Source organism: Mycobacterium sp. NGS54, assembly GCF_059812465.1.
Genome location: NZ_JCALCS010000006.1, coordinates 435,493 through 455,466, shown reverse-complemented (window position 1 = coordinate 455,466; position 19,974 = coordinate 435,493). Strand labels below are relative to the sequence as shown.

The following is a 19,974-nucleotide window of genomic DNA, read 5'->3' as shown; positions in this document are numbered from 1 at the left end:
TGCGCAGCGGAGTTTACAAGGCCCTCGTCACCAGCGGCAGCTTCGGCAGCCACAAGGAGTTCTCGGTGTTCGGGAACCCGGCCGTCGGCCGGAAACCGGGGGCGGGCCCGAGACGCCCGGCCCGGCCGACCCACTCCTCGACCAGCACGCGCAACACCTGCCGGACAATGTGGCCGCCACGGCAACGCATGGACCCAGCACCCAGGCTCCAATGCCGGTGCGCCCTAACGCCAATCACGAGATCGTCGGTGGACATGGTGTCGCTGCCGTCCCGCTGCACCGCGGCGATGCACAACATCACCACCATGCCGGCGGGTAGCTCGACCCCGCCGACGGTCGTCGGCTGGGTGGTGAATCGTTGGCAGCCCTGCACCATCGGCTCCAACCGGAGGACCTCTTCAACGAACCCGCGGATCAGCTCGGGCTGGCGTCGAAGCGCGTCGCACAATTCGGGCTCGCCCGCCAGCACGAGTAAATGCCAGCCGGCGTGCTTGAACAGGTTGCGGCACGCCTCGGCGAAGACGTGGCCGGACTGCCCGGCCAGGTGCTCGGCGGGCAACAGCCGCAGGCGCGCCACGATGTCGAAAAGCGCGTCCGCCATCGGCGCGGTCACCTCGGCCACGGCGTCACCGCCACCGGCGGCGGCGAAACGATCGATCAGCGCGGCGGCGGTCGGGCGAAACGCCGCCGCAATCTCGTGAGCGGCTTTCGGGGCGAACAGCCGTTGATGAACGTCGAGATCGCTCTCGGGAAGGGCGCGGGCCCGATCCAGCCTCGCGTCGTCGAGATGCGCCAACACCTCATCCCGCCCGACGACGAACACCCAGTTGCCCGCCGGATCTCGCAAAACCGGGCCGGCCTGTCGCGCCAGGCGCCAACCCACCCCGCGGTCCGTGCTCAGGGCGGCTCCCGCCTCGGCGGGAAAGACCGGGCAGTCGGCAAGCTTCACGTGCCCTGTCCCTGGTGAGCCAGTGCGTCGGCGATGGGGACGCCGGTCCCGTCGGCGCCGTTGTTGAATTCGATGGTGCGGCCGATGGTCGAGACCTCGTGCAGCGACGTGGCCACCGCGAGCGCGACGTCGGCCCGGGAGACCTCGCCTTTCCCCTTGCCGATGACGATCCGGCCGGTCCCCGGTTCCAGGGTGAGGTGGCCCGGTCCCAGCACCGTCCAATCCAGGTCGCTGGCGCGCAGGTGCGCGTCCGCCGCCGCCTTGGCCTCCGCGTACGGGAAGAACGAATTCTCGCTCGGCACACCATGATCCGGCCCCGCGCCGAAGTAGGACACCATCACGAACCGCCTGACGCCCGCCCCCGCGGCGGCATCGATCACCCGGATCGCCGCGTCGCGGTCGACGGCGTAGGTGCGCGCCGGGTTGCCGCCGCCCGCGCCGGCGGAGAACACGACGGCGTCGTGACCCGCGAGCAGGCCGGCCAGCGCGCCGGTGTCGAGTCGCTCGATGTCGGCCACCACCGGAGCGGCGCCGGTTGCGGCGACGTCGTCGGTGTGGTCGGGGTTGCGAAAGACCGACGTCACCTCGTCGCCGCGCTCGGTCAGGATGCGGGCCAGCTGCAGCGCGACCTTGCCGTGGCCGCCGAAGACGATGACTCGTGCCATGCCCCGACCGTACCCGGCGGGACCGCAGGCTATCTGCGACGCAGTCCCTCGATCGCGAGCTCCATTATTCGTTTCGCCTGTCGCTTGCCCGCTGCTCCGTCACCGACCCGCCATAGCGAACTCATGAGCCACACGACATCCGCGGGATCGAGATCGGGCCGCAGGGAACCGTCCCGCGCGCAGGCATCGAGCAGCTCGCCGACCGCGCCGACGAAGGGTGCGTACGTCTCATTGATCGCGTCCTGGACCGCCGCGCTGTGCAGGGCATCGCCCAGGCCGTGTTTGACGCGAACGTAGTCGGCGGCCTTGAAGAACCAGATGCGATACGCATCCAGCGGCGGATGGGCGCGCAATAGCCTGGGCACCAAATCCACCAGTCGCTGCACGTCGTGGCGGTATACGGCGAGGATCAAGGCTTCCCGGGTGGGGAAGTGGCGGTACAGCGTCCCCGCCCCGACGCCCGCGCGCTTGGCGATCTCGTTGAGCGACGTCGCTCCCGACTCGGCGAAGGCGTCGTGCGCCACCTCGATGATGTGCTCTCGATTGCGCAGGGCGTCGGAGCGAATCCGGGCGACACCGTCGTCGGCCACAGACCGCCACCTCCTGGTTCTGGTCAAAACCCCGTTGTCGTAGCACGAGGATAAGGGGAGATGGCTAACTGGCCGTGGACAATTGGGGTATCCGCTCCGCCACCGCCTGCAGCAGAGTGTCGTCGGAGACGCCCTGGAAGTCGTAGCGCGGTGTGTAGGGGGCCTCCAGCCGGCGCGTTTCGGCCTCGCTGAGCTCGAGGTCAAGCGATGCGATCGCCTCGTCGATCTGGCTGATGCTGCTGGCCCCGATGATGGGCGCGGTCACCACGGGTTTGGAACGCAACCAGGCGAGCGCCACTTCGGCCCGGCTGACGCCGCGCCCCTCGGCGACGGCGCCGACCGCGTCGACGATGGCCTTGTCGGAGCCGTCACCGACACCGGCGTACAGCATGTCGGCAAATCCGTCGTTCGATGCCCGCGCGGTGACTTTGGCGTCCGACCACGATCGCGCCAGCCTTCCGCGCGCCAGCGGACTCCACACGATGGTGCCCACGCCCTCGTCGAGGCACAGCGGGATCATCTCGCGCTCCTCCTCGCGGGCCAGCAGGTTGTAATGATCCTGCATGGAGACAAACCTCGCCCAGTTGTTCGCGCGCTGCAGGTGAAGGGCCTTGGAAAACTCCCATGCCGGCATCGACGACGCCCCCAGGTAGCGGACCTTGCCGACCTTCACCAGATCGTGCAACGCCTCGAGGGTTTCCTCCAGCGGGGTGGTGTGATCGTTGCGGTGAACCTGGTAAAGGTCGACGTAATCGGTGCCGAGCCTGCGCAACGAATGGTCGATCTCGGCCATGATCGCCTTGCGGCTCAGGCCCTTTCCGTTGGGCCCCGAACGCATCGGATGCCTCAGCTTGGTGGCGACGACGACGTCGTCGCGGTTGGCGTAGTCGCGCAGCGCGCGTCCGAGGATCTCTTCGCTGCTTCCCTGCGAATAGATGTTGGCGGTGTCGAAGAAATTGATCCCGGCCTCGACCGCATGCTTGATCAGGGGCCGCGATTCGTCTTCGGGCAGGGACCACACGGGATGTCCGGACCGCGGATCGCCGTACGTCATGGCTCCGATCGCCAGGGGGGACACGTCCAGGCCTGAGTTGCCGAGCTTGATGTATCGCAATGGTCTCTCCTTCGCGAGCAACGTAGCGGAGAATTCTCCGGTACGCTCGAAAGATACCGGAGACTTCTCCGGTTATCAAAACGGATGGGAATCGAACCGGATGAACGTTGACGACGTCTACCACGTGTTGCCCCGCGCGCGATTAGCACCTACCGAACGGACTCGATGACGTCATGGCGTACAACTGGTTTCGCACGCGATCGCCGGAGCAGGCTATCCACCTTTGCGAATCGGCTTTTCACCCCCACAAACTTCGGCTGCTCGGCCCCGCTGACGGGTTCGGCTTCAGCCAGCGCCTGATACACGCCGGGCCCATCACGCTGGCCGATCTGAGCTACGACACCGACGTGTCGCTGCGCTTTTCGGCGGATCGCGACAGCTACTACGTTCACGTCCCGGTCGACGGCCGGCTTGAGTCGCAATACCTCGGGCAACGCTGGGTTTCGACTCCTGCGACGGCCACGATCTACGGCCCCCAGGCCGAGATGAGCGTCACCCGCTGGCCCGCGGCCAGCCGGCACCTGGGGGTCAAGCTCGACCAACTGGTCGTCGACACGGCACTCGAAACGCTGTTGGGCAAGCCGGCAAGGTCATCCGTTCCCTTCGCCGTGGCGCTGCCGCTGGCCGACCATGCCGCGCGGGGCTGGGTGACCCAAGTGCATTGGCTCAATCGGGAGCTCGCCCATTCGGAAAGCCCGATGTGGCATCCGGCCGTGTTGGATCCACTGCTGGAGAGCCTGGTGTACGGCCTGTTGCTGGTGGCCGACCATCCCCACCGCGAGGCCCTCGCATCATCGGTCCGGCCCGTCCGGCCGGCGGCCGTCCGCGAGGCGATGGACATCATCGAGAGCGCCCCGCAATCGGCGCTGACGACGTCGCGGTTGGCGCTCGAGTGCCACATCAGCGTGCGCGCGTTGCAGGAGGGTTTTCGCCGGCACGTCGGGATGTCACCCATGGCCTACCTGCGCGCGGTCAGACTGCGTCGTGCGCACGGTGAGCTGCGCTCGGCCCACCCCTCGCACACCGGCGTCGCCGCTGTGGCGCATCGCTGGGGATTCGCGCACCTCGGTCGGTTCGCGGCCGCCTACAGGGCGATGTACGGAGAGTCGCCGCTGCAGACCCTGCGCGGGCCGCGTGATCGCGGGGGCTATCCGGGCAGCGCGGACCGATAGCCGAAAACCGCGCTCCAGGGCTCCGGAGGTCGCTCGGGCGGTGCCGGCGGCGTCACCCTGAAGTATCCGTGGCCGGCCATCCGAGACGCCACCCAGCCCTGGAAGCGAGAAGCTCCATGACATCAACCCCCGTCGAGATCGGGCGTTCCACAGCGATATTCGCCGAGCGGGTCCGCCGCAACCAGCGACGGCTTGGTGCGGAGTTGAAGCCGCAATACGACTTCGTCGTGTGCGGATCGGGATCGAGCGGCTCGGTCGTGGCCCGGCGCCTCGCCGAAAACCCCAACGTGAGCGTGCTGGTGCTCGAGGCCGGCGGCCCCGACGAAGGACCCGAGATCAGCGAACCGGGAATGTGGTTGGCGAACCTCGGCAGTGAGCGCGACTGGAACTTCATCACCGAGCGCAACTGCCACCTCAACGGGCGAGCGATCCCGTACGCGATGGCCAAGGTCCTCGGCGGGGGCTCGAGCATCAACGTCATGGTGTGGGCGCGCGGCCACAAAAGTGACTGGGATTACTTCGCCGCCGAAGCCAAAGACCAACGGTGGAACTATGATTCGGTGCTCGCGATCTATCGCGCCATCGAGGACTGGCACGGGGCTCCCGATCCCCAGCATCGCGGCATCGGCGGACCCGTTTACGTCGAACCCGCCGCCGAACCGAGCCCGATCGCGCACGCCGGGCTTGAAGCCGGCAAGTCGCTTGGCATTCCAGCCTTCGCAAGCCCGAACGGCAGCCTCATGGAGGCCGACGGTGGCGCATCGATCGTCGATCTGCGCATCCGCGACGGACGCCGCGAATCGGTCTTTCGCTCTTACCTTTTCCCGCTGATGGACCGGCCCAACCTGACGGTCCTGACGGGCGCGTTGGTGACCCGCGTGACGTTCGAGGGGTCGCGGGCCACCGGAGTGGAATTCCTGCACGACGGTGAGTTGCGGCGCGTCGGTGCGGGGTCCGAGGTCGTGCTGTCGCTCGGCGCGATTCACACCCCGAAAGTGCTCATGCAATCGGGTGTCGGCGATCAGACTCACCTGCAGTCACACGGCATCGGGGTCGTGCAGCATCTGCCCGGCGTCGGTCGAAACCTGCAGGACCACCCCGGGTTCTCGTGCGTCTGGGAGTATCGCGAACCCCTGCCGTGGCGCAACAGCGGCGGCGAGGTGACCTTTTTCACCAAGAGCGACCCGAGTCTCGATGCGCCGGATCTGCAGGCCTACCAGCTGGAGTTCCCGTTCTCGAGCGCGGAGAACGCGCAGAAGTTCGGCGTGCCCGAGGAGGGCTGGGCCATGTACGGCGCGGTGGTGCGGCCAAAGAGCCGCGGGCACATCACCCTTACCGGGCCAGATCCCTGCGACCCCGTGAGAATCCACGACGGTTTGATGTCGCGCCCCGAGGACCTCAAGGCCGCGGTTGCGTGCGTCGAACTGTGCCGTGAAATCGGCAATGCACCGGCGCTGCGTCCCTTCAACAAGCGAGAAGTCATGCCGGGCAAGCTCGACAACGCCGACCTGGTGCGCTTCATCCGCAACGAGGTCACCACCTATCACCACCAGACGTGCACCGCGAAGATGGGCCACGACAACATGTCGGTGGTCGACGGGTCGCTGAAAGTGTATGGGGTAGAGGGACTTCGAATCGCCGACGGGTCCATCATGCCCCGGGTCACCACGGGGAACACCATGGCCCCCTGCGTCATCATCGGCGAGCGCGCCGGGCAGATTCTGCGCCACCAGCACGCCCTGTGAACCGGGTGGGAGGGGATATGGGGATGAAATCCATGGTGGATTTGACCGGTAGCTTCACCACCCGGATGCACGACGTGCTCGCCGAGGCCGCGCGGCGCGGACCGTTGGCCACCGACGAGATCACCGGCGCCACAGTGGTGTTGCGCCATCACGACGTCGAAGCCCTGGCCCGCGACGCGCGGCTGAACGGAATCGGGCTGACCCTGTTCGACGCCATGGGCATCGGCGACGGTCCGCTGCGTGACTGGTACAGCAAGCTGATGTTCACCACCGAGGGTGACTACCATCGCCGCCTCCGGTCGCTGGTTTCCCGCGCCTTCACCCCGCGCTCGGTCGAGGAGCTGAGGTCGACCGCGGCGGACATGGCCGCCGCTGCCATCGCTTCTGCAACGGTGAACGGGGGAGACCTGGTGGCTTCCTGCGCCGGCCTGGCAACCCGGTTGATCTGTCGCCTCCTCGGCGTCCCGGACAGCGATGTCGGTGCATTCTCGCGATGGGCGGACGCCCTGAGTCCGGTGTTCTACGTGATGACCCCCGACCAGATCGCGAAGGCAACGCGCGCGATCATCGAACTGCAGGATTATGTTGCGGCGCTGGCGCGGCGCCGAACCGAAGATCCCGGTCCCGATCTCATCACCGGCTTGCTGACCGCAGAGGCCGGCGGGGAGCGGCTCACCCGCGACGAGACCGTGGCGATGATCGCGAATCTTCTTGTCGCCGGCCACGACACGATGGGCAGTCAGATACCGTGCAGCCTGCTGGTGACGCTGCAGTACCGCGACCGCCTTGCCGGGGTCGCGCACGATGACGCGCGGCTGGCGAGCGCGGCCGCGGAGACCATTCGCTTGGAGCCCAGCATCCCCCTCATCCCGCGCACCGCCGTCGCGCCGATCGAGTTGCACGGCACCACCATTCCGGCGGGGGCGATGGTTCTGCTGTGCATCGCCTCGGCCTGCCGGGACGCCTCGGCGTGGCCGTCGCCGGACCGCTTCCTTCCCGAGCGGTTCACCCGTGCGGGTACGCCCCGGCTGATGAACTTCGGGGCCGGCGCGCACTACTGCCTGGGTACCTCGCTCGCGAAAGTCGCCGTGGAGGAGTGCGTTCGCGCCGCGCTGGCCGCACGCCCCGCCCTGCACCTGGGGCAGAACCCCGCCGACATCGCGTGGCGCCGCGTCCTGGGCCGCAGCCCGGAACGCCTACTCATCGGTGTCGACGAGGACTAGAGCTTCACCCGGCCCATGATCAGATCGATGATCGGCTTGCCGGGCGGGTAGGCGCCGGTCAGCGACGCCATCGTGTGCCCGTAGTCCACCAGCAGCGTGATCCCGTTGATGCCGAACGCGGCGGCGCTGTTCAGGAACGCCATCACGTCACCCATCTGCTCGGGGGTGTGCACCTTCGAACCGGTCTCGTCGCGGTAGTCCTGGGCGAACGTCAGCCACAGGTCGGCATTGGCCTGCGCCAGCGGGGTGTCGGTGGGACCCGGGCAGATCGCGTTGATCCGGATGCCCTTCTTCAGCAGCGGGTAACCCTGGGTCGCCACGTAGGCGTTGACGGCCTTCTTGGAAAAGCCGTAGTGGATGATGCCCTCGGCCTCGTGCGCTTTCACCCACTCCTGCGCCGACGCGAAGTCCGCGTTGGCGAGGAACTCGGTCAGCAGTTCCAGGTCGTTCTCCCAGCCCATGCCGGCCACCGAGGAGATGAAGCAGATCGCCGAGCCCGACGGAAGCTGGTTCTTCTCCAGCAGGCGGTCGATGACGTAGCGGTGGCCGATGAAGTTGATCGCCATCAGGTCGGTCGTCCCTTCGGCGATGCCGGCCGCCGAGAACAACGCGTGGATCGGACCGTCCACCTGTGCGAGCGCGGCATCGATCGACGCGGGGTCGCGCAGGTCTACCTGCACCGACTGGGCGACGTCGTAGCCGACGGGCGCGTAGTCCAGCACGATGACCTCGGCGCCGAGTTCGGCCGCCGACTTGGCCGCCGCGGCGCCCATGCCGGTCGCGCCGCCAACAACGAGTGCGCGCTTGCCGTCGTAACGCAACCGATCGACGATAGTCATGGAAATCCTCTTCTCGCTCACTGCCAACGCGGTTCTAACTGCCCAACTGTATGGGTAACGGTTATTGGGTTTCAATACCTACTTGCCGCGGACCGCGACGCCACGCAGCACCGTGTCGCGGGCGTGCACCAGTGCGGCGCGTTTGCCGATGGCGCGCAGGATGTTCTCCGGTATCCACTGCAGGCCGATGACGCATCGAGCCAGCATCGCCGTGGACGGGGCGTCGATGCGGATTTGTCCCGACTGGATGCCCTCCGAGAGCAGCGATTTCATCTGCCGAAGCCGCGTGGCGTACAACCAGCCCGGGTTCGGCGTGTTCGGCGGCGACTGGCGCATCCACGCGAGCTGAATCCTGAACTCGTCGGAAAACCGATCGAGCGCGTTGACATTGACCCAGGACAGCGCGTCCAGCTTCTCGACCGCCGTGGCGTCCGAGCGCAGGACGCTCACCCAGCCGGCCTCCACCTTCCTGCCGAAGGACTCCATGATCGACGCGAGGAGTTCGTCCTTGGACCCGATCACCCGATAGACGGTCCCGGTGCCCAGCCCCGCCGCGGATGCGATGTCCCGGATGGTGGTGACCTCATACCCCTTGCGGCCGAATTCCGTTCGCGCCACCGCGAGGACGTGGGCCGCCTTGTCGTCGGGATCCGCGTCGCCGTCGTCGGCCCACGTGCCGATGACGGCGTTTGCCGCCGCGAAGGCTTTGGACCGGTTCAACGCCGCGTCGGTGGGCGGCCGGGCCGCCAATCCCTCCAAGATGATTCGGCACAGCAGCCCCGCGACCTGGTCGGCCGGGGAATTGTGGCGCATGACGGCGAGCCCCACCTGCAGCATCGTCTGGCAGATGCGGTCGGCCAGCGTGGGCAGGTCGATGTCGGGTTTGATGTAGCCGCTCCACCTGCCGGCGCGCAGCGTTTGCAGCATCGCCTGCTGTACGGCGGTGGGTGCCTGCTGCGTCAGCGTCATCAGCTCGGGATCGTCGCCCGGGCCCTCGTAGAAGGACATCTGCAGAGCGGCGCCGTGCCGCACGGCGCAGTTGGCGATCGCCGATCCGAGCTCGACGATCTGCTCCGCGGCGGGACGCGAACCGGGCTCGTCCAGCCGCACCTGGGCGGCCTGCCCGATTCGGGTCAGGTCCTCCTGGTAGCGGCGGGTCAGCTCGACCAGGATCGCCTCTTTGGACTCGAAATGGTGATAGAGGCTGCCGGGCAGAATGCCGGCCGCGTCCGCGATCTCCTGCAGCGAGGTCCGCAACCCCGAGGACGCGATCAACGACGCCGCGGTCTGCAGGATTTCGGTTCGGCGGGTGCCGGAGTCGTCGGCGCTCGGCCGCTCGGCCACGGGCGAGCGGGCTCTGGCAGGATTCGCGGCCCTGCGCATTCGTCCTCCCGCCCGAACCAAATCTTTGTTAGAGGCTATCAGACCGGGCAGAGCAAACGCGCTGCACAGAGCTGCCGACGCTGCCATTTAGCGGCCCATTCTAAAGCCGCGGGCCGGCCCACGCGTCGCGCGCAACCACCTGGTCGACCGGGCGCCGACGAGCCGGCCGGAAGGTGTGCCCGGCCGCCAGCCGGCCCACCGGCAGTTCCGTAACCGCGGGTGTGCAGCGCGAGCTGAAAGTTCCAGACGGCCGGGAAGATCGAGCCGTACAGCGTGGCCCGGTGGAACGATTCGTCGCCGTCGATGCGGGGCAGGTAGGGCTGGTGGCACGGGATCACCAGCACCGGCGCCCGGGCCATGTTCCTCGTACCGGCCACTCCGCCGACGACGTGATGCGACTTTCCGGTGTGCCGGCGGGTAGCAGGTCAGCCAGCAGCTGCCCGCCGACGCGAAGCAGGTCGACTCGCGGTACAGCTCGCCGATCTTGTCCCGCGTCGCGGGGTCGGTCACCACCAGCCACCGCAGGGACTGCTGATTCGAGCCGTTGGCGGCCTGCATGCCGATGCGCAGGCACTCCCGGACGTCCGCGAGGTCGACCGGCGCATCGAGGTCGAGCGACCTACGGGCCGAACGGGTCGCGGTCAGGAGGTACTCGACGTCCATCACGGGCCCCTGTTGGCAAGGCGCGCACCGATTTCGGTCAGGTAGCGATCGGGCCTATCCAGAAGTTCGCTCCAGCTCAGCAGGCGCTTGAGGTAAAGATGGGCATCGTGCTCCCAGGTGTAGCCGATGCCGCCGAACACCTGGATGGCGGTGTCGCCCACGGTGGCCAGTCGCCCGGCGAACGCCTTGGCCCGCAGCGCGGCGAGGTGGCGTTCCTCGGCGCCGGCGTTGTCGGAGGCCCACAGCGCGTGGATCACGCCGCTGCGGGCCAGCTCGACGGTCTCGTACATGTCGACGCACAGGTGTTGGACCGCCTGGAACGAGCCGATGACCTGACCGAATTGCTTTCTCACCTTTGCGTATTCGACGGCCAGCTGCATCACCGCCCGCGCGGCGCCCAGCGCGTCGGCGGCGGTGGCGATGAGGACGTCGTCGATCACCGCGCCAACGTCGTCCGGCGCGGCTGCGGCCAGCCGGTGCGCGGACGCCCCGTCCAGCTCGACGCGAAAACGCTTGCGGGTCGGGTCGATACCGCGCTCGGGTGCCACGGAAATCCCGGGCGAGCCGGTTTTCAGCGCGTAAAGACCGATGCCGGCCGGATCCTCGGCGAGCACCAGCAAGGTGTCGGCCGCCGCGGCGTCGGGCACGCCGGCGATCTCGCCCCGCAGGACCTGCCCGGCCGCCTCGACGGGGGCGCCCTCGAACGGAAGGCCAACGGTGGCGACGGTGCTGCCGTCGGCGATTCCGGCCAAAATCGTTGCGCCACTGCCATTGCCGGCGATCCGCGTCAGCGCGCGCGCCGCCGCCACCGCGCTGGACAACCACGGACCCGGGTGCAGCGCCGCGCCGAGCTCCTCGGCGACCACACCGGCCTCGACCATCGTCATCCCGGCCCCGCCGTGTTCGTCCGGCACCAGCAGGCCGGTCACGCCGAGGTCGGCCAGGCCGCGCCAGACCGCCTCGTCGACGCCGGTCGGGTCGTCGAGCAGCGCGCGCACGTGCCCCGAAATCGGTGCCTTCTCGGCGAGAAAGCGCCGCGTGGTGTCGCGCAGCGCGACCTGCTCGTCGGTGAGTTCGAGGTTCATCGGCGCGGCAACCCCAGCACGCGCTGCGCGGTGATGTTCTTGTTGATCTGGGTCGTTCCGCCCGCGATGGTCAGCGAGCGCGACGTGAGGCGGTAGCTCGCCCACGGGGCGCCGCCGCCGTGGCTGCCGAGCACGTCGAAAGCCAGGGCGGCCATGTCCTGCCCAATCTCACCCCACACGGTCTTGGCTAGGCTGGCCGACGCGAACGGGTCGCCGCCGTGCAGCGTCGCGGAGATCGACCGCTGGCAGAGCACCTCGAGATACTTGATGCGGACGGCGATTTCGCCGAGGCGCCGCAGTATCACCGGGTCCTCGAGCGCGTCGCTTTGGGTGGCGAAGTCGTCGACGAGCTCTTCCAGCCGCACCTGCATCTCGGCGTACAGCCGGGCCGCCCCGGCGCGCTCATGGCTCAGGGTGGTGGTGGCCACCTGCCAGCCGGCGTTCAGCGGCCCGAGCAACGCGTCGGCCGGCACGCGGACGTCGTGAAAAAACACCTCGGCGAAATCGGCGTCGCCGTTGAGCGTTACGAGCGGGCGGACCTCGATGCCCGGCAGCGACATGTCGACGATGAGGCAGGAGATCCCCTTGTGCTTCGGGGCGTCGGGATCGGTGCGCACGTAAAGCTGACACCAGTCCGCGCGATGCCCGAGCGAGGTCCAGATCTTCTGGCCGTTGACGACGAAGTCGTCGCCGTCGCGCACGGCCCGGGTACGCAGCGCGGCGAGATCGGATCCGGCTTCGGGCTCCGACATGCCCTGGCACCAGATGTCGTCGGCGCGCATCATACGGGGGAGCAGCGTCCTCTTCTGCTCTTCGGTGCCATACTGCATGATCGCGGGGGCGATGTTGTTCATCCCAATGACGTTGAGCGGCATGGGTGCCCGCGCGCGGGTGGTTTCCTCGGTGTAGACCAGCTGCTCGAGAACGGTCGCACCGCGGCCACCGTATTCGCGCGGCCAGGACACGGCGGCCCACCCGGCGTCGGCCATCGTCGCGCTCCAGCCCCGCAACAACTCGATCCCCGCGTCGTCGCGCCCGGCCGGGCGGCGGGCCGCCACCAGCTCGTCGGTCAGATTCGCCGCCAGCCAGTCCCGCAGCTCGGTGCGGAACTGTTCCACTTCGGCGGGGTAGGAGAAGTCCATTTTTCCGGACACTACGTTGGAGCAGATATTAGGTCAACTATGCAGTCAGCCCCGCGCGGGGATCGGGCAATGCGACGGTGGCGTCGGCCCCGTCACCGGCTGAGGCCCGCGCCCGGCGCCGGTGACCACCGCCACCCGGTCGGTGAAGTCAATCATGGTGCGCTCCTTGATAAGTACGACCAACCTCCCAGCGTAATTGACCGCGGGTGGAACCGAGCCCTACGCTGGAACAGATATTTGGTCGACAATCTGCACCGATGCGGGGGCCGATGACGAACGACGCGCGTGGCGATCGATCGCAGGCACTCGGCATGTTCGCTTCCGCACTCGCGGGCCACCCCGTCACGGTCATGGAACTGCCGCCGGGTGAGGCCTCGTGGACCGACGGCCAGACGATCCACGTCGGCGCCGCCGGGGCCCTCGGGGCGATCGCCGTGCAGGCCTCGATGATCGCGGCCGGCAGCCTCGAGCCCGACGTGGTGCGCGCCCTGGTCCGCCGTCCCCGGCTGGCCAGGCGCTATCTGGCGGTCGAGGGTCACCGCGCGCTGGTGGCCAACGGCGCGTTGCTGCCGGGCGGCCTGGCGGCGCTGGGCAACCGCGAGATCGCGGGCCGCACCGACTCGCCCGCCGCGTCGCTGACGATCGCCGGGGGACGAGAAGCGATCGATGATCCGCCGCCCGAGTTCGGCGTGATCCGGCCGGGCAAGGTGCTGGCCTTGTCTGCCCGGGCGGCCGAACAAGAGGAGGCCAATCCACCGCACGTGCCGCGAGACCGGGCGGGGCCACTCGCGGAGCTCGACGACGACGCGCAGACCGACGATTCCGACGACCCGGACGTGTTCACCAGCCCCGTCGGCGGGGGCGGCTTCATCGGCAAGTGGCTGAAGAAGATGCTGTCGTCCGCGCGCAAGACCGGCAGCGGCGGCGGACCGCCCGGCGCGGATACCCCGACGCACCGGACGAATTCGGCGAAACGCGGGCCGCACGCCGTCGCCACGCTGGCGTCCACGTCGCCCGATGACAGCGCCGACCACCGCGCCCCGACGCCCAAGGACGGCGTGACGTATCCCGAATGGGACTTTGTCCGCAGGAGCTACCGGCCCGCGTGGTGCACCGTGCGCGAGGTCGAGCCGACCATCAGTGCCCTGGTGACCCAATCGATCCCAGATAGGGGAGCCGCAATCGGCGTGCGGCGCCCGCTGTCCCGCCTCGGGATGGGCCTGCACCGCCGCCACCGCCAGTCGCAGGGCGACGACATCGACATCGACGCGGCGGTGGAGGCTCGCGTTGAGGTACTGGCCGGGTCGGTGCCCGACGAGGCGGTCTACCTCGACAGCCTGCGACGCCGGCGCGACCTGTCGGTGTTGCTCCTGCTCGACGTGTCGGGGTCGGCGGCGGAGCACGGAACGGTCGGGCGGACGGTGCACGAGCAACAGCGATCGGCGGTCGCCAATCTCGCCGTCGCGCTGCACGATCTGGGCGACCGCGTTGCTCTGTACGCCTACTACTCGCAGGGCCGGCGCGCGGTGAGCATGGTGCCCGTCAAACGCTTCGACGACCCCCTCGACTCGCTCGTCATGAGGCGGCTGAACAGCCTGGAACCCGGCGCCTTCTCCCGACTCGGCGCGGCCATCCGCCACGGCTCGGCGGTCCTCGAGGCGCGCGGGGGTACGTCACGGCGGCTGCTGGTGGTGCTGTCAGACGGGCTCGCGTACGACCACGGATACGAACGCCCCTACGGCGCCGCGGACGCACGCCGCGCGTTGACCGAAGCCCGCCGCCGCGGCACCGGCTGCGTGTGCCTGACGATCGGTGCGGGAACCAACGTGGTGGCGCTGCGCAGGGTCTTCGGCAGCGCCGCGCACGCGACGATCGCGCGTCCGGATCAACTCTCCGGTGTGATCGGGCCACTGTTCCGGTCCGCGCTGCGCTCGGCCGAGGTCCGCCGTCGAGTCGTTGAAACAAACATCTGTTCCGGATAGGCTCCGGTCAACGCGGGTGGAAGGGAAGCTATGGCCGAGGCGTCCGGGCTTGGATACCGGAACGGCGCGATCCCCGAGGCTGAGATGGCACGGCCCTACTACAAGGCGATCGGCGGCGAAGAGGCCATCTTCAAGGCGGCGTACCGCCAGGGGCTGTCGCTCCTGCTCAAGGGGCCCACGGGTTGTGGCAAGACGCGATTCGTCGAGGCGATGGCCTACGATCTCGGCCGGCCGCTGATCACCGTCGCCTGCCATGACGACCTCACCACCGCGGACCTCGTCGGCCGGTACCTGTTGCAGGGCGACGAGACGGTGTGGGTCGACGGCCCGCTGACCCGCGCGGTGCGCGAGGGGGCGATCTGCTATCTCGACGAGGTGGTGGAAGCGCGGCAGGACACCACCGTGGTGCTGCATCCGCTTGCCGACCATCGCCGCCAGTTGCCCATCGAGCGTCTCGGGGTCACGCTGGACGCGGCCCCCGGGTTCGGGCTGGTGGTGTCCTACAACCCGGGCTATCAAAGCGTGCTCAAGGACCTCAAGGACTCGACCCGTCAGCGGATGGTCGCCATCGAATTCGGTTTTCCCGCAGCCGATGTCGAGGAGTCGATCATTGCGCACGAGGCCGGGGTGGACGGCGCCACCGCGGCCGAGCTGGTGCGTTTCGGGCAGGCCATCCGCCGGCTGGAGACCGGCGGGCTGCGCGAGGTCGCGTCGACGCGCGTGCTGATCGCGGCGGCCAGGCTGGTGGCGGAGGGCCTGACGATGCGGGAAGCGGCCCGGGCCGCGATCGCCGGGCCGCTCACCGACGACGTCGCGGTGGGGCAGGGCCTGGCCGAGATGATCGACATCTATCTGGGCGGGCCCGGCGCACCCGGCGATTGACGCTACAAACGGCCGCCGCTAGGGTCAGAACAAATATTAGGTTTATGAAATCGGGCGCGTAGGTATGCCACCCCGGGAGGTCAGATGTCCTACGAAAGCACCGCGGAACCGATCAAGGTCGGCTACCTGATGGACTTCAAGCTGCCACCGGGATTCCCCGAGGAACTGTTGGCGAGTTTCACGCGGTGCTTCGACCTGGTCTTCGAAGAAGCCCGCGAACAAGGCATGATCGATCGCCCGGTGCAAATGATCTACCGCGAGGTGGAGGGGTTGCCGAAGGGATCGGTCAAAGCGGTGATCGACGCCTTCGGGGAACTCGTCGACGAGGGCTGCCTGGTGGTGTTCGGCCCCCACATCACCGACAACTGCGTGCCCACCCGTGAAGCGATCGAGGAGCGATTCAAGGTGCCCGCGATCAGCGTCACCGGCACCGACGACTGGTTGGGCGAATGGACGTTCTCCTTCCCGCAGGGTTCGTTGACCGACGAGCCGATCTTCATCGCCGACCTCGTCGCCAAACGCGGGCACGCCGAGATAGGGGTGCTCGTCGAGCAGAACCTGATCGGCGAGACCTACCTGAAGAATCTGCGAAGTGCCTGCCGGCGCAAGGGCATCCGCATCGTCGCGGAGGCGGCGATCGCGCAGACCGCACAGGACATCAACGAGGCCGTGCGAACCCTGCACGACGCCAAGGCCGAAGCGATCGTGCACCTGGGTTTCGGTTTCGGGATCGTGTTCATCAACCCGGCGCTCGAGGCCGTCGATTGGGACCCGCCGCGCTTCACCACCACGGCCTTCCAGAACGCGTGGGTGAACCCGATCATGTGGAAAGCGTTCATGGGTTGGGTCGGGGTCGATCAGTACGACGAGGCGAATCGGGTCGGCCAGGACTTCCTCGATCGCTACGCCGCCAGGTATGAGGGCAGCCGTCCCGAATATTGCGTGCCGGTGGTCAACCGGGATGTCGGCGCCACCCTCGTGCGCGCATTTTCCGACGCCCACCCGCTCAGCCCGCGCGGCGTCAAGGAGGCGCTGGAGCGGGTGAAGATGATGCCCGCCGCCTCGGGCGCGCCCGGCACCCGGGTGTCGTTCGGCAAGTGGACGCGGCGGGCGTGGATGGGCGCCGGCTACCTGGTGGCGCGGACCCTCGACGCCGACGGCACCAACTCGCACCTTGTCGATCGCTTCGGAGAGGACGGCTGATGTCGACGGAACAGTCCACACCGCCCGTCGCGAACAAGCAACCGCCGGCCGCACCGCGACGCGAAAAGCGCGGCTGGGGCGGTTGGATCGCCGGCGCGGCGCTGGCGGCGTTCGCGCTCTTCTTCATCGCGAACTGCCGCGTCGCGCTCGACCCGCGGGTCGCCAACCCCAACGTGCGAGGCCGGCCGCGACCGGTGAGGTTCATCTTCGGCCTGGACTACATCACGTTCCTGCACATCTCGACCGTGATCATGCTGCTGGTCCTGCTGGTGGTGTTCGTCCGGGGCTGGCGCCGCAATCCCGGCAGCCCGGTCATGCTGATGTTCCTGTGCACCACGTTGATCGTCTGGCAGGACCCGATCATGAACTGGGCGCCGTTCGCGGTCTACAACCCCGACCTCATCCACTGGCCGGAGTCGTGGCCGCTGGTGTCGCTGTCGCCGACCGTCGAACCGTTCGTCGTATTCGGCTACGTCACTTTCTATTTCGGGCCATATTTCCCGGCCGTCTGGATCCTGCGCAAACTGCAGGCCAAGTACGGGCCGACGGCTTTCGTGTCGCGGCACCCGCTGGTCAGCCTGGGCGTGCTGACCTGTGCGATCGGCTTCGTCTTCGATGCCTGGCTGGAGATCCAGCTGGTCCACATGGGCATGTACATCTACTCGCAGGTCATTCCGTGGGGCTCGGTGTTCACCGGCACCACCTTCCAGTTCCCGCTGATCTGGGAGTCGTTCTCGGTGACGTTCGTGATGGTGCCCGCGGCGATCCTCTGCTATCGCGACGACACCGGTAAATCCGTGGCGGAGAAGCTGGCCGCGAAGGCACGGATCTTCCCCGGCCGTCCGGTGCTCGGCACGTTCCTGGTGATGTTCGCCATCATCAACGTTTCCTACTTCGCCTACGGCGCATGGTTTGCCGTCATCAAGGCCAGCCACGCCGCGACCTCTGTCGCCTGCCCATGGCCCTACCCCGAAGCCAAAGTCTATGACCCGCAGGGCTATTACGAGAAGGCCGGCGCCCAGGGCCCGTACTCGGTCGGCATCTGGTCGACGTGGGCGAGCGGGGAGCCGAACGGCCGGCCGCACGTCGACCCGCCACCGCGCGGGCAAGGCGCCTGTGCGACCCCGAGCCAGAATGGCTGAGCCCCGCACCGTCGTCATCACCGGCGCGTCCCGCGGGCTCGGGTTCGCGTCCGCGGTGCGCCTGTATGGCGAAGGGTGGCGCGTCGTCGCTGCCATGCGGACACCCGACAAAGGAATGCCGCTGCTGCGCGACGCGACCGGCGCGACACCCGATGACGATCGGCTGATCGGCGTGCAGCTCGACCTGATGGACGCCGCGTCGATCTCCGCGGCCGCCAAGGCGATCGAGGAAGCCGTCGGCGCCCCCTACGCGCTCGTGCACAACGCCGGGATCTCCGCCGCGGGCGTGGTGGAGGAGACCGATATGGCGTTGTGGCAGAGGATGTTCGCCACCAGCGTCATGGGGCCGGTCGCACTCACGCAGGCGCTGCTGCCGTCGATGCGGGCCGCGGGCGAGGGGCGCGTCATCCTGGTATCCAGCGCGGCCGCCGTGCGCGGCCAACCGGGCACCGCACCCTACGCCGCGGCCAAGGGGGCGCTGGAACGCTGGGGCGAGTCGATGGCGTGCGAGATCGCGCCCTTCGGCCTCGGGGTCACCGTCTTGGTGGCCGGCATGTACGACACCGAGATCATCACCGACGCTGGCACCACCGACAATCGCGACTTCGGCGGCCCATACGCCCGGCTGCACAACACGATGAACACCCGCGGGCGCTTCGCGATCAGTTTCGCCCGGCCGCCCGAACGCTTCACCGACGGACTGCTCACCGCGCTCGACGACCGGCGTCCGTTCCGCCGCCGCGGCGTGGGGCGGGATGCGTCAATGCTGTTGGCCGCCAACAGGATCCTTCCCGCTTCCGGCATGCACCACTTGTCGCGCATCGTGCTGGGCATACCCAAACAGGGCTCGATGCGGGGCGGGGCGTGGCCGCTGACGGCGAGCCAAAAGGCGATGGTGCGCCTCGCGCGGGTCCTTCCGCAGCCACTGCTGCGGCGGGTGGCCGCACGACGTCAAGAATCCTAAGGAGCGCGATGGAACAGCTTTTCGACGACCTGGAGGACTTCGGCGCCTTCGACGACGCGATCTCCGGTGACGTGCGTGACCCGTACACCGAATTGGCGCGGCTACGCCGCGACGAGCCGGTGCAGCGACTCGAGACTTCTGGAGCGCTTCCACACGAGGAATCGCTGCCGATGTTCATCGTGTACCGCCATGAGGATGTCCAGCAGATGCTGCGCGACAACGAGACGTTCTCCTCGGCCGCCGTCATCGCCGCGTTCGGCCCGGTGCTGGGTGAAGGCGTGATGCTCGGCATGGACGAACCAATCCACGGCCGGCTGCGTTCGCTGGTGTCAAAGGCGTTCTCGCAGAAGTCATTGGCGCGCTGGCAGGACGAGTTGGTCGGTCGGGTGGCGAACAGCCTGATCGACAACTTCGCCCCGAATGGCAAGGCCGACCTGGTGAAGGAGTTCACCTTCGACTATCCGAGCCAGATCATCGCGGGCCTGTTGGGTCTGCCGGAAAAGGACTACCCACAGTTCCAGCGGTGGTCGATTTCGCTGCTGAGTTGGCTGATGAACCCAGAGCGCGGGCTTGCGGCCTCGGCCGCCCTGTGTGAGTACTTCGCCCCCATACTCGAGGCCCGCCGGGCCGAACCGAAGGACGATCTGATCAGCGCGCTCGGTGCGGCCGAGATCGACGGCGAGAAGCTGGCGGACGAGGAGATCTTCTCGTTCCTGCGGCTACTGCTGCCCGCCGGCGTGGAGACGACCTACCGCGCGCTGGGGAGCCTGCTCTTCGGGCTGCTGTCGGACCCCGCGCAGCTGGATGCCATCCGCGCGGACCGGTCGCTGCTGCCGCAGGCCATCGAGGAGGGCGTGCGGTGGGAGCCGCCCCTGCTGACCATCACCCGGGTCGCGACCCGCGACACCGAACTCGGCGGGGTGGCGATCCCGGCCGGTGCGACGGTGATGCCGATGCTGGGCTCGGCCAACCGGCAGGAAGATCGTTATCCCGACCCGGACACGTTCAACATCCACCGGCAGCAAAAGCCCAACCTCGCGTGGGGCCACGGCGTGCACGTGTGCCTCGGCATGCACCTGGCGCGGCTGGAGATGCGGACCGCCGTCAACCTGCTGCTCGACCGGCTGGGAAACCTTCGGCTGGATCCGGACGGGGACGAGCCGCACATCCGCGGGCAGGTTTTCCGGTCGCCGACGTCGCTGCCGGTGCTCTTCGACCCCCAGTGACCAGC

General features: G+C 68.2%; 17 protein-coding genes and 1 pseudogene. 9 read left to right on the top strand and 9 right to left on the bottom strand.

All coding sequences use genetic code 11. The features are described from left to right. Positions 1-13 precede the first annotated feature (13 nt). From AC5Y5E_RS21345 to AC5Y5E_RS21330, 4 genes are all read right to left on the bottom strand, one after another. A complete protein-coding gene (locus tag AC5Y5E_RS21345) occupies positions 14-949 on the bottom strand; it encodes a cytochrome P450 (RefSeq protein WP_499904797.1) in 936 nt (311 codons plus the stop codon). Further along, positions 946-1,614, bottom strand: a complete 669-nt coding sequence (locus AC5Y5E_RS21340; RefSeq protein WP_499904795.1) for an SDR family oxidoreductase — start codon at positions 1,612-1,614, stop codon at positions 946-948. Before AC5Y5E_RS21340 ends, AC5Y5E_RS21345 begins: the two co-directional genes overlap by 4 nt. 29 nt (positions 1,615-1,643) lie before the next feature. Next, on the bottom strand, positions 1,644-2,204 hold the full coding sequence (locus tag AC5Y5E_RS21335) for a TetR/AcrR family transcriptional regulator (protein ID WP_499904794.1): 561 nt from the start codon (positions 2,202-2,204) through the stop codon (positions 1,644-1,646). A gap of 64 nt (positions 2,205-2,268) precedes the next feature. Beyond that, a complete protein-coding gene (locus tag AC5Y5E_RS21330; protein WP_499904792.1) occupies positions 2,269-3,318 on the bottom strand; it encodes an aldo/keto reductase in 1,050 nt (349 codons plus the stop codon). Positions 3,319-3,491: 173 nt separating this feature from the next. Between AC5Y5E_RS21330 and AC5Y5E_RS21325 the strand changes: the two genes are divergently transcribed. From AC5Y5E_RS21325 to AC5Y5E_RS21315, 3 genes are all read left to right on the top strand, one after another. Next, complete coding sequence (locus tag AC5Y5E_RS21325; RefSeq protein ID WP_499904791.1) at positions 3,492-4,490, top strand: AraC family transcriptional regulator; 999 nt, start codon at positions 3,492-3,494, stop codon at positions 4,488-4,490. Positions 4,491-4,606: 116 nt separating this feature from the next. Beyond that, positions 4,607-6,235: a GMC family oxidoreductase gene (locus tag AC5Y5E_RS21320; RefSeq protein WP_499904790.1), complete on the top strand. Its 1,629-nt coding sequence runs from the start codon at positions 4,607-4,609 to the stop codon at positions 6,233-6,235. Positions 6,236-6,258: 23 nt separating this feature from the next. Then, complete coding sequence (locus AC5Y5E_RS21315) at positions 6,259-7,458, top strand: cytochrome P450 (protein WP_499904788.1); 1,200 nt, start codon at positions 6,259-6,261, stop codon at positions 7,456-7,458. Here the strand turns inward: AC5Y5E_RS21315 and AC5Y5E_RS21310 are convergent. From AC5Y5E_RS21310 to AC5Y5E_RS21290, 5 genes and pseudogenes are all read right to left on the bottom strand, one after another. Further along, positions 7,455-8,297 carry an SDR family oxidoreductase gene (locus AC5Y5E_RS21310; protein ID WP_499904787.1) on the bottom strand — a complete coding sequence of 281 codons (843 nt, stop codon included), beginning with the start codon at positions 8,295-8,297 and terminating at the stop codon, positions 7,455-7,457. The genes AC5Y5E_RS21315 and AC5Y5E_RS21310 overlap by 4 nt on opposite strands. A gap of 78 nt (positions 8,298-8,375) precedes the next feature. Beyond that, on the bottom strand, positions 8,376-9,680 hold the full coding sequence (locus AC5Y5E_RS21305) for a TetR/AcrR family transcriptional regulator (protein WP_499904785.1): 1,305 nt from the start codon (positions 9,678-9,680) through the stop codon (positions 8,376-8,378). A 100-nt stretch (positions 9,681-9,780) separates the two neighbouring features. After that, a pseudogene (locus AC5Y5E_RS21300) lies at positions 9,781-10,343 on the bottom strand (nitroreductase family protein). Beyond that, positions 10,343-11,428, bottom strand: coding sequence for an acyl-CoA dehydrogenase family protein (locus tag AC5Y5E_RS21295; protein ID WP_499904783.1), 1,086 nt, complete (start codon positions 11,426-11,428; stop codon positions 10,343-10,345). The pseudogene AC5Y5E_RS21300 and the gene AC5Y5E_RS21295 overlap by 1 nt, the downstream one beginning before the upstream one ends. Further along, entirely contained in the window at positions 11,425-12,570 is a 1,146-nt protein-coding gene (locus AC5Y5E_RS21290) for an acyl-CoA dehydrogenase family protein (RefSeq protein WP_499904782.1), read from the bottom strand. The genes AC5Y5E_RS21295 and AC5Y5E_RS21290 overlap by 4 nt, the downstream gene beginning before the upstream one ends. 269 nt (positions 12,571-12,839) lie before the next feature. On the opposite strand from AC5Y5E_RS21290, the gene AC5Y5E_RS21285 reads away from it, so the two are divergent. From AC5Y5E_RS21285 to AC5Y5E_RS21260, 6 genes are all read left to right on the top strand, one after another. Next, on the top strand, positions 12,840-14,552 hold the full coding sequence (locus AC5Y5E_RS21285) for a nitric oxide reductase activation protein NorD (RefSeq protein ID WP_499904781.1): 1,713 nt from the start codon (positions 12,840-12,842) through the stop codon (positions 14,550-14,552). A 30-nt stretch (positions 14,553-14,582) separates the two neighbouring features. Next, complete coding sequence (locus tag AC5Y5E_RS21280) at positions 14,583-15,434, top strand: CbbQ/NirQ/NorQ/GpvN family protein (RefSeq protein ID WP_499904779.1); 852 nt, start codon at positions 14,583-14,585, stop codon at positions 15,432-15,434. An 84-nt stretch (positions 15,435-15,518) separates the two neighbouring features. Then, positions 15,519-16,637 carry an ABC transporter substrate-binding protein gene (locus AC5Y5E_RS21275; protein WP_499904777.1) on the top strand — a complete coding sequence of 373 codons (1,119 nt, stop codon included), beginning with the start codon at positions 15,519-15,521 and terminating at the stop codon, positions 16,635-16,637. After that, positions 16,637-17,779: a spirocyclase AveC family protein gene (locus AC5Y5E_RS21270; RefSeq protein ID WP_499904775.1), complete on the top strand. Its 1,143-nt coding sequence runs from the start codon at positions 16,637-16,639 to the stop codon at positions 17,777-17,779. Before AC5Y5E_RS21275 ends, AC5Y5E_RS21270 begins: the two co-directional genes overlap by 1 nt. After that, positions 17,772-18,743, top strand: a complete 972-nt coding sequence (locus AC5Y5E_RS21265; RefSeq protein WP_499904773.1) for an SDR family NAD(P)-dependent oxidoreductase — start codon at positions 17,772-17,774, stop codon at positions 18,741-18,743. The genes AC5Y5E_RS21270 and AC5Y5E_RS21265 overlap by 8 nt, the downstream gene beginning before the upstream one ends. Before the next feature lie 8 nt (positions 18,744-18,751). Beyond that, positions 18,752-19,969 (top strand): cytochrome P450, encoded by a 1,218-nt coding sequence (locus AC5Y5E_RS21260; RefSeq protein WP_499904771.1) that lies wholly within the window; start codon positions 18,752-18,754, stop codon positions 19,967-19,969. The last annotated feature ends 5 nt before the right edge of the window (positions 19,970-19,974 follow it).

Coding starts and splice junctions, on each gene's coding strand:
- AC5Y5E_RS21340 (WP_499904795.1), bottom strand. CDS start 1,614: ATGGCACGAGTCATCGTCTTCGGCGGCCACGGCAAGGTCGCGCTGCAG.
- AC5Y5E_RS21325 (WP_499904791.1), top strand. CDS start 3,492: ATGGCGTACAACTGGTTTCGCACGCGATCGCCGGAGCAGGCTATCCAC.
- AC5Y5E_RS21320 (WP_499904790.1), top strand. CDS start 4,607: ATGACATCAACCCCCGTCGAGATCGGGCGTTCCACAGCGATATTCGCC.
- AC5Y5E_RS21315 (WP_499904788.1), top strand. CDS start 6,259: ATGAAATCCATGGTGGATTTGACCGGTAGCTTCACCACCCGGATGCAC.
- AC5Y5E_RS21310 (WP_499904787.1), bottom strand. CDS start 8,297: ATGACTATCGTCGATCGGTTGCGTTACGACGGCAAGCGCGCACTCGTT.
- AC5Y5E_RS21305 (WP_499904785.1), bottom strand. CDS start 9,680: ATGCGCAGGGCCGCGAATCCTGCCAGAGCCCGCTCGCCCGTGGCCGAG.
- AC5Y5E_RS21295 (WP_499904783.1), bottom strand. CDS start 11,428: ATGAACCTCGAACTCACCGACGAGCAGGTCGCGCTGCGCGACACCACG.
- AC5Y5E_RS21290 (WP_499904782.1), bottom strand. CDS start 12,570: ATGGACTTCTCCTACCCCGCCGAAGTGGAACAGTTCCGCACCGAGCTG.
- AC5Y5E_RS21285 (WP_499904781.1), top strand. CDS start 12,840: ATGACGAACGACGCGCGTGGCGATCGATCGCAGGCACTCGGCATGTTC.
- AC5Y5E_RS21280 (WP_499904779.1), top strand. CDS start 14,583: ATGGCCGAGGCGTCCGGGCTTGGATACCGGAACGGCGCGATCCCCGAG.
- AC5Y5E_RS21275 (WP_499904777.1), top strand. CDS start 15,519: ATGTCCTACGAAAGCACCGCGGAACCGATCAAGGTCGGCTACCTGATG.
- AC5Y5E_RS21270 (WP_499904775.1), top strand. CDS start 16,637: ATGTCGACGGAACAGTCCACACCGCCCGTCGCGAACAAGCAACCGCCG.
- AC5Y5E_RS21265 (WP_499904773.1), top strand. CDS start 17,772: ATGGCTGAGCCCCGCACCGTCGTCATCACCGGCGCGTCCCGCGGGCTC.
- AC5Y5E_RS21260 (WP_499904771.1), top strand. CDS start 18,752: ATGGAACAGCTTTTCGACGACCTGGAGGACTTCGGCGCCTTCGACGAC.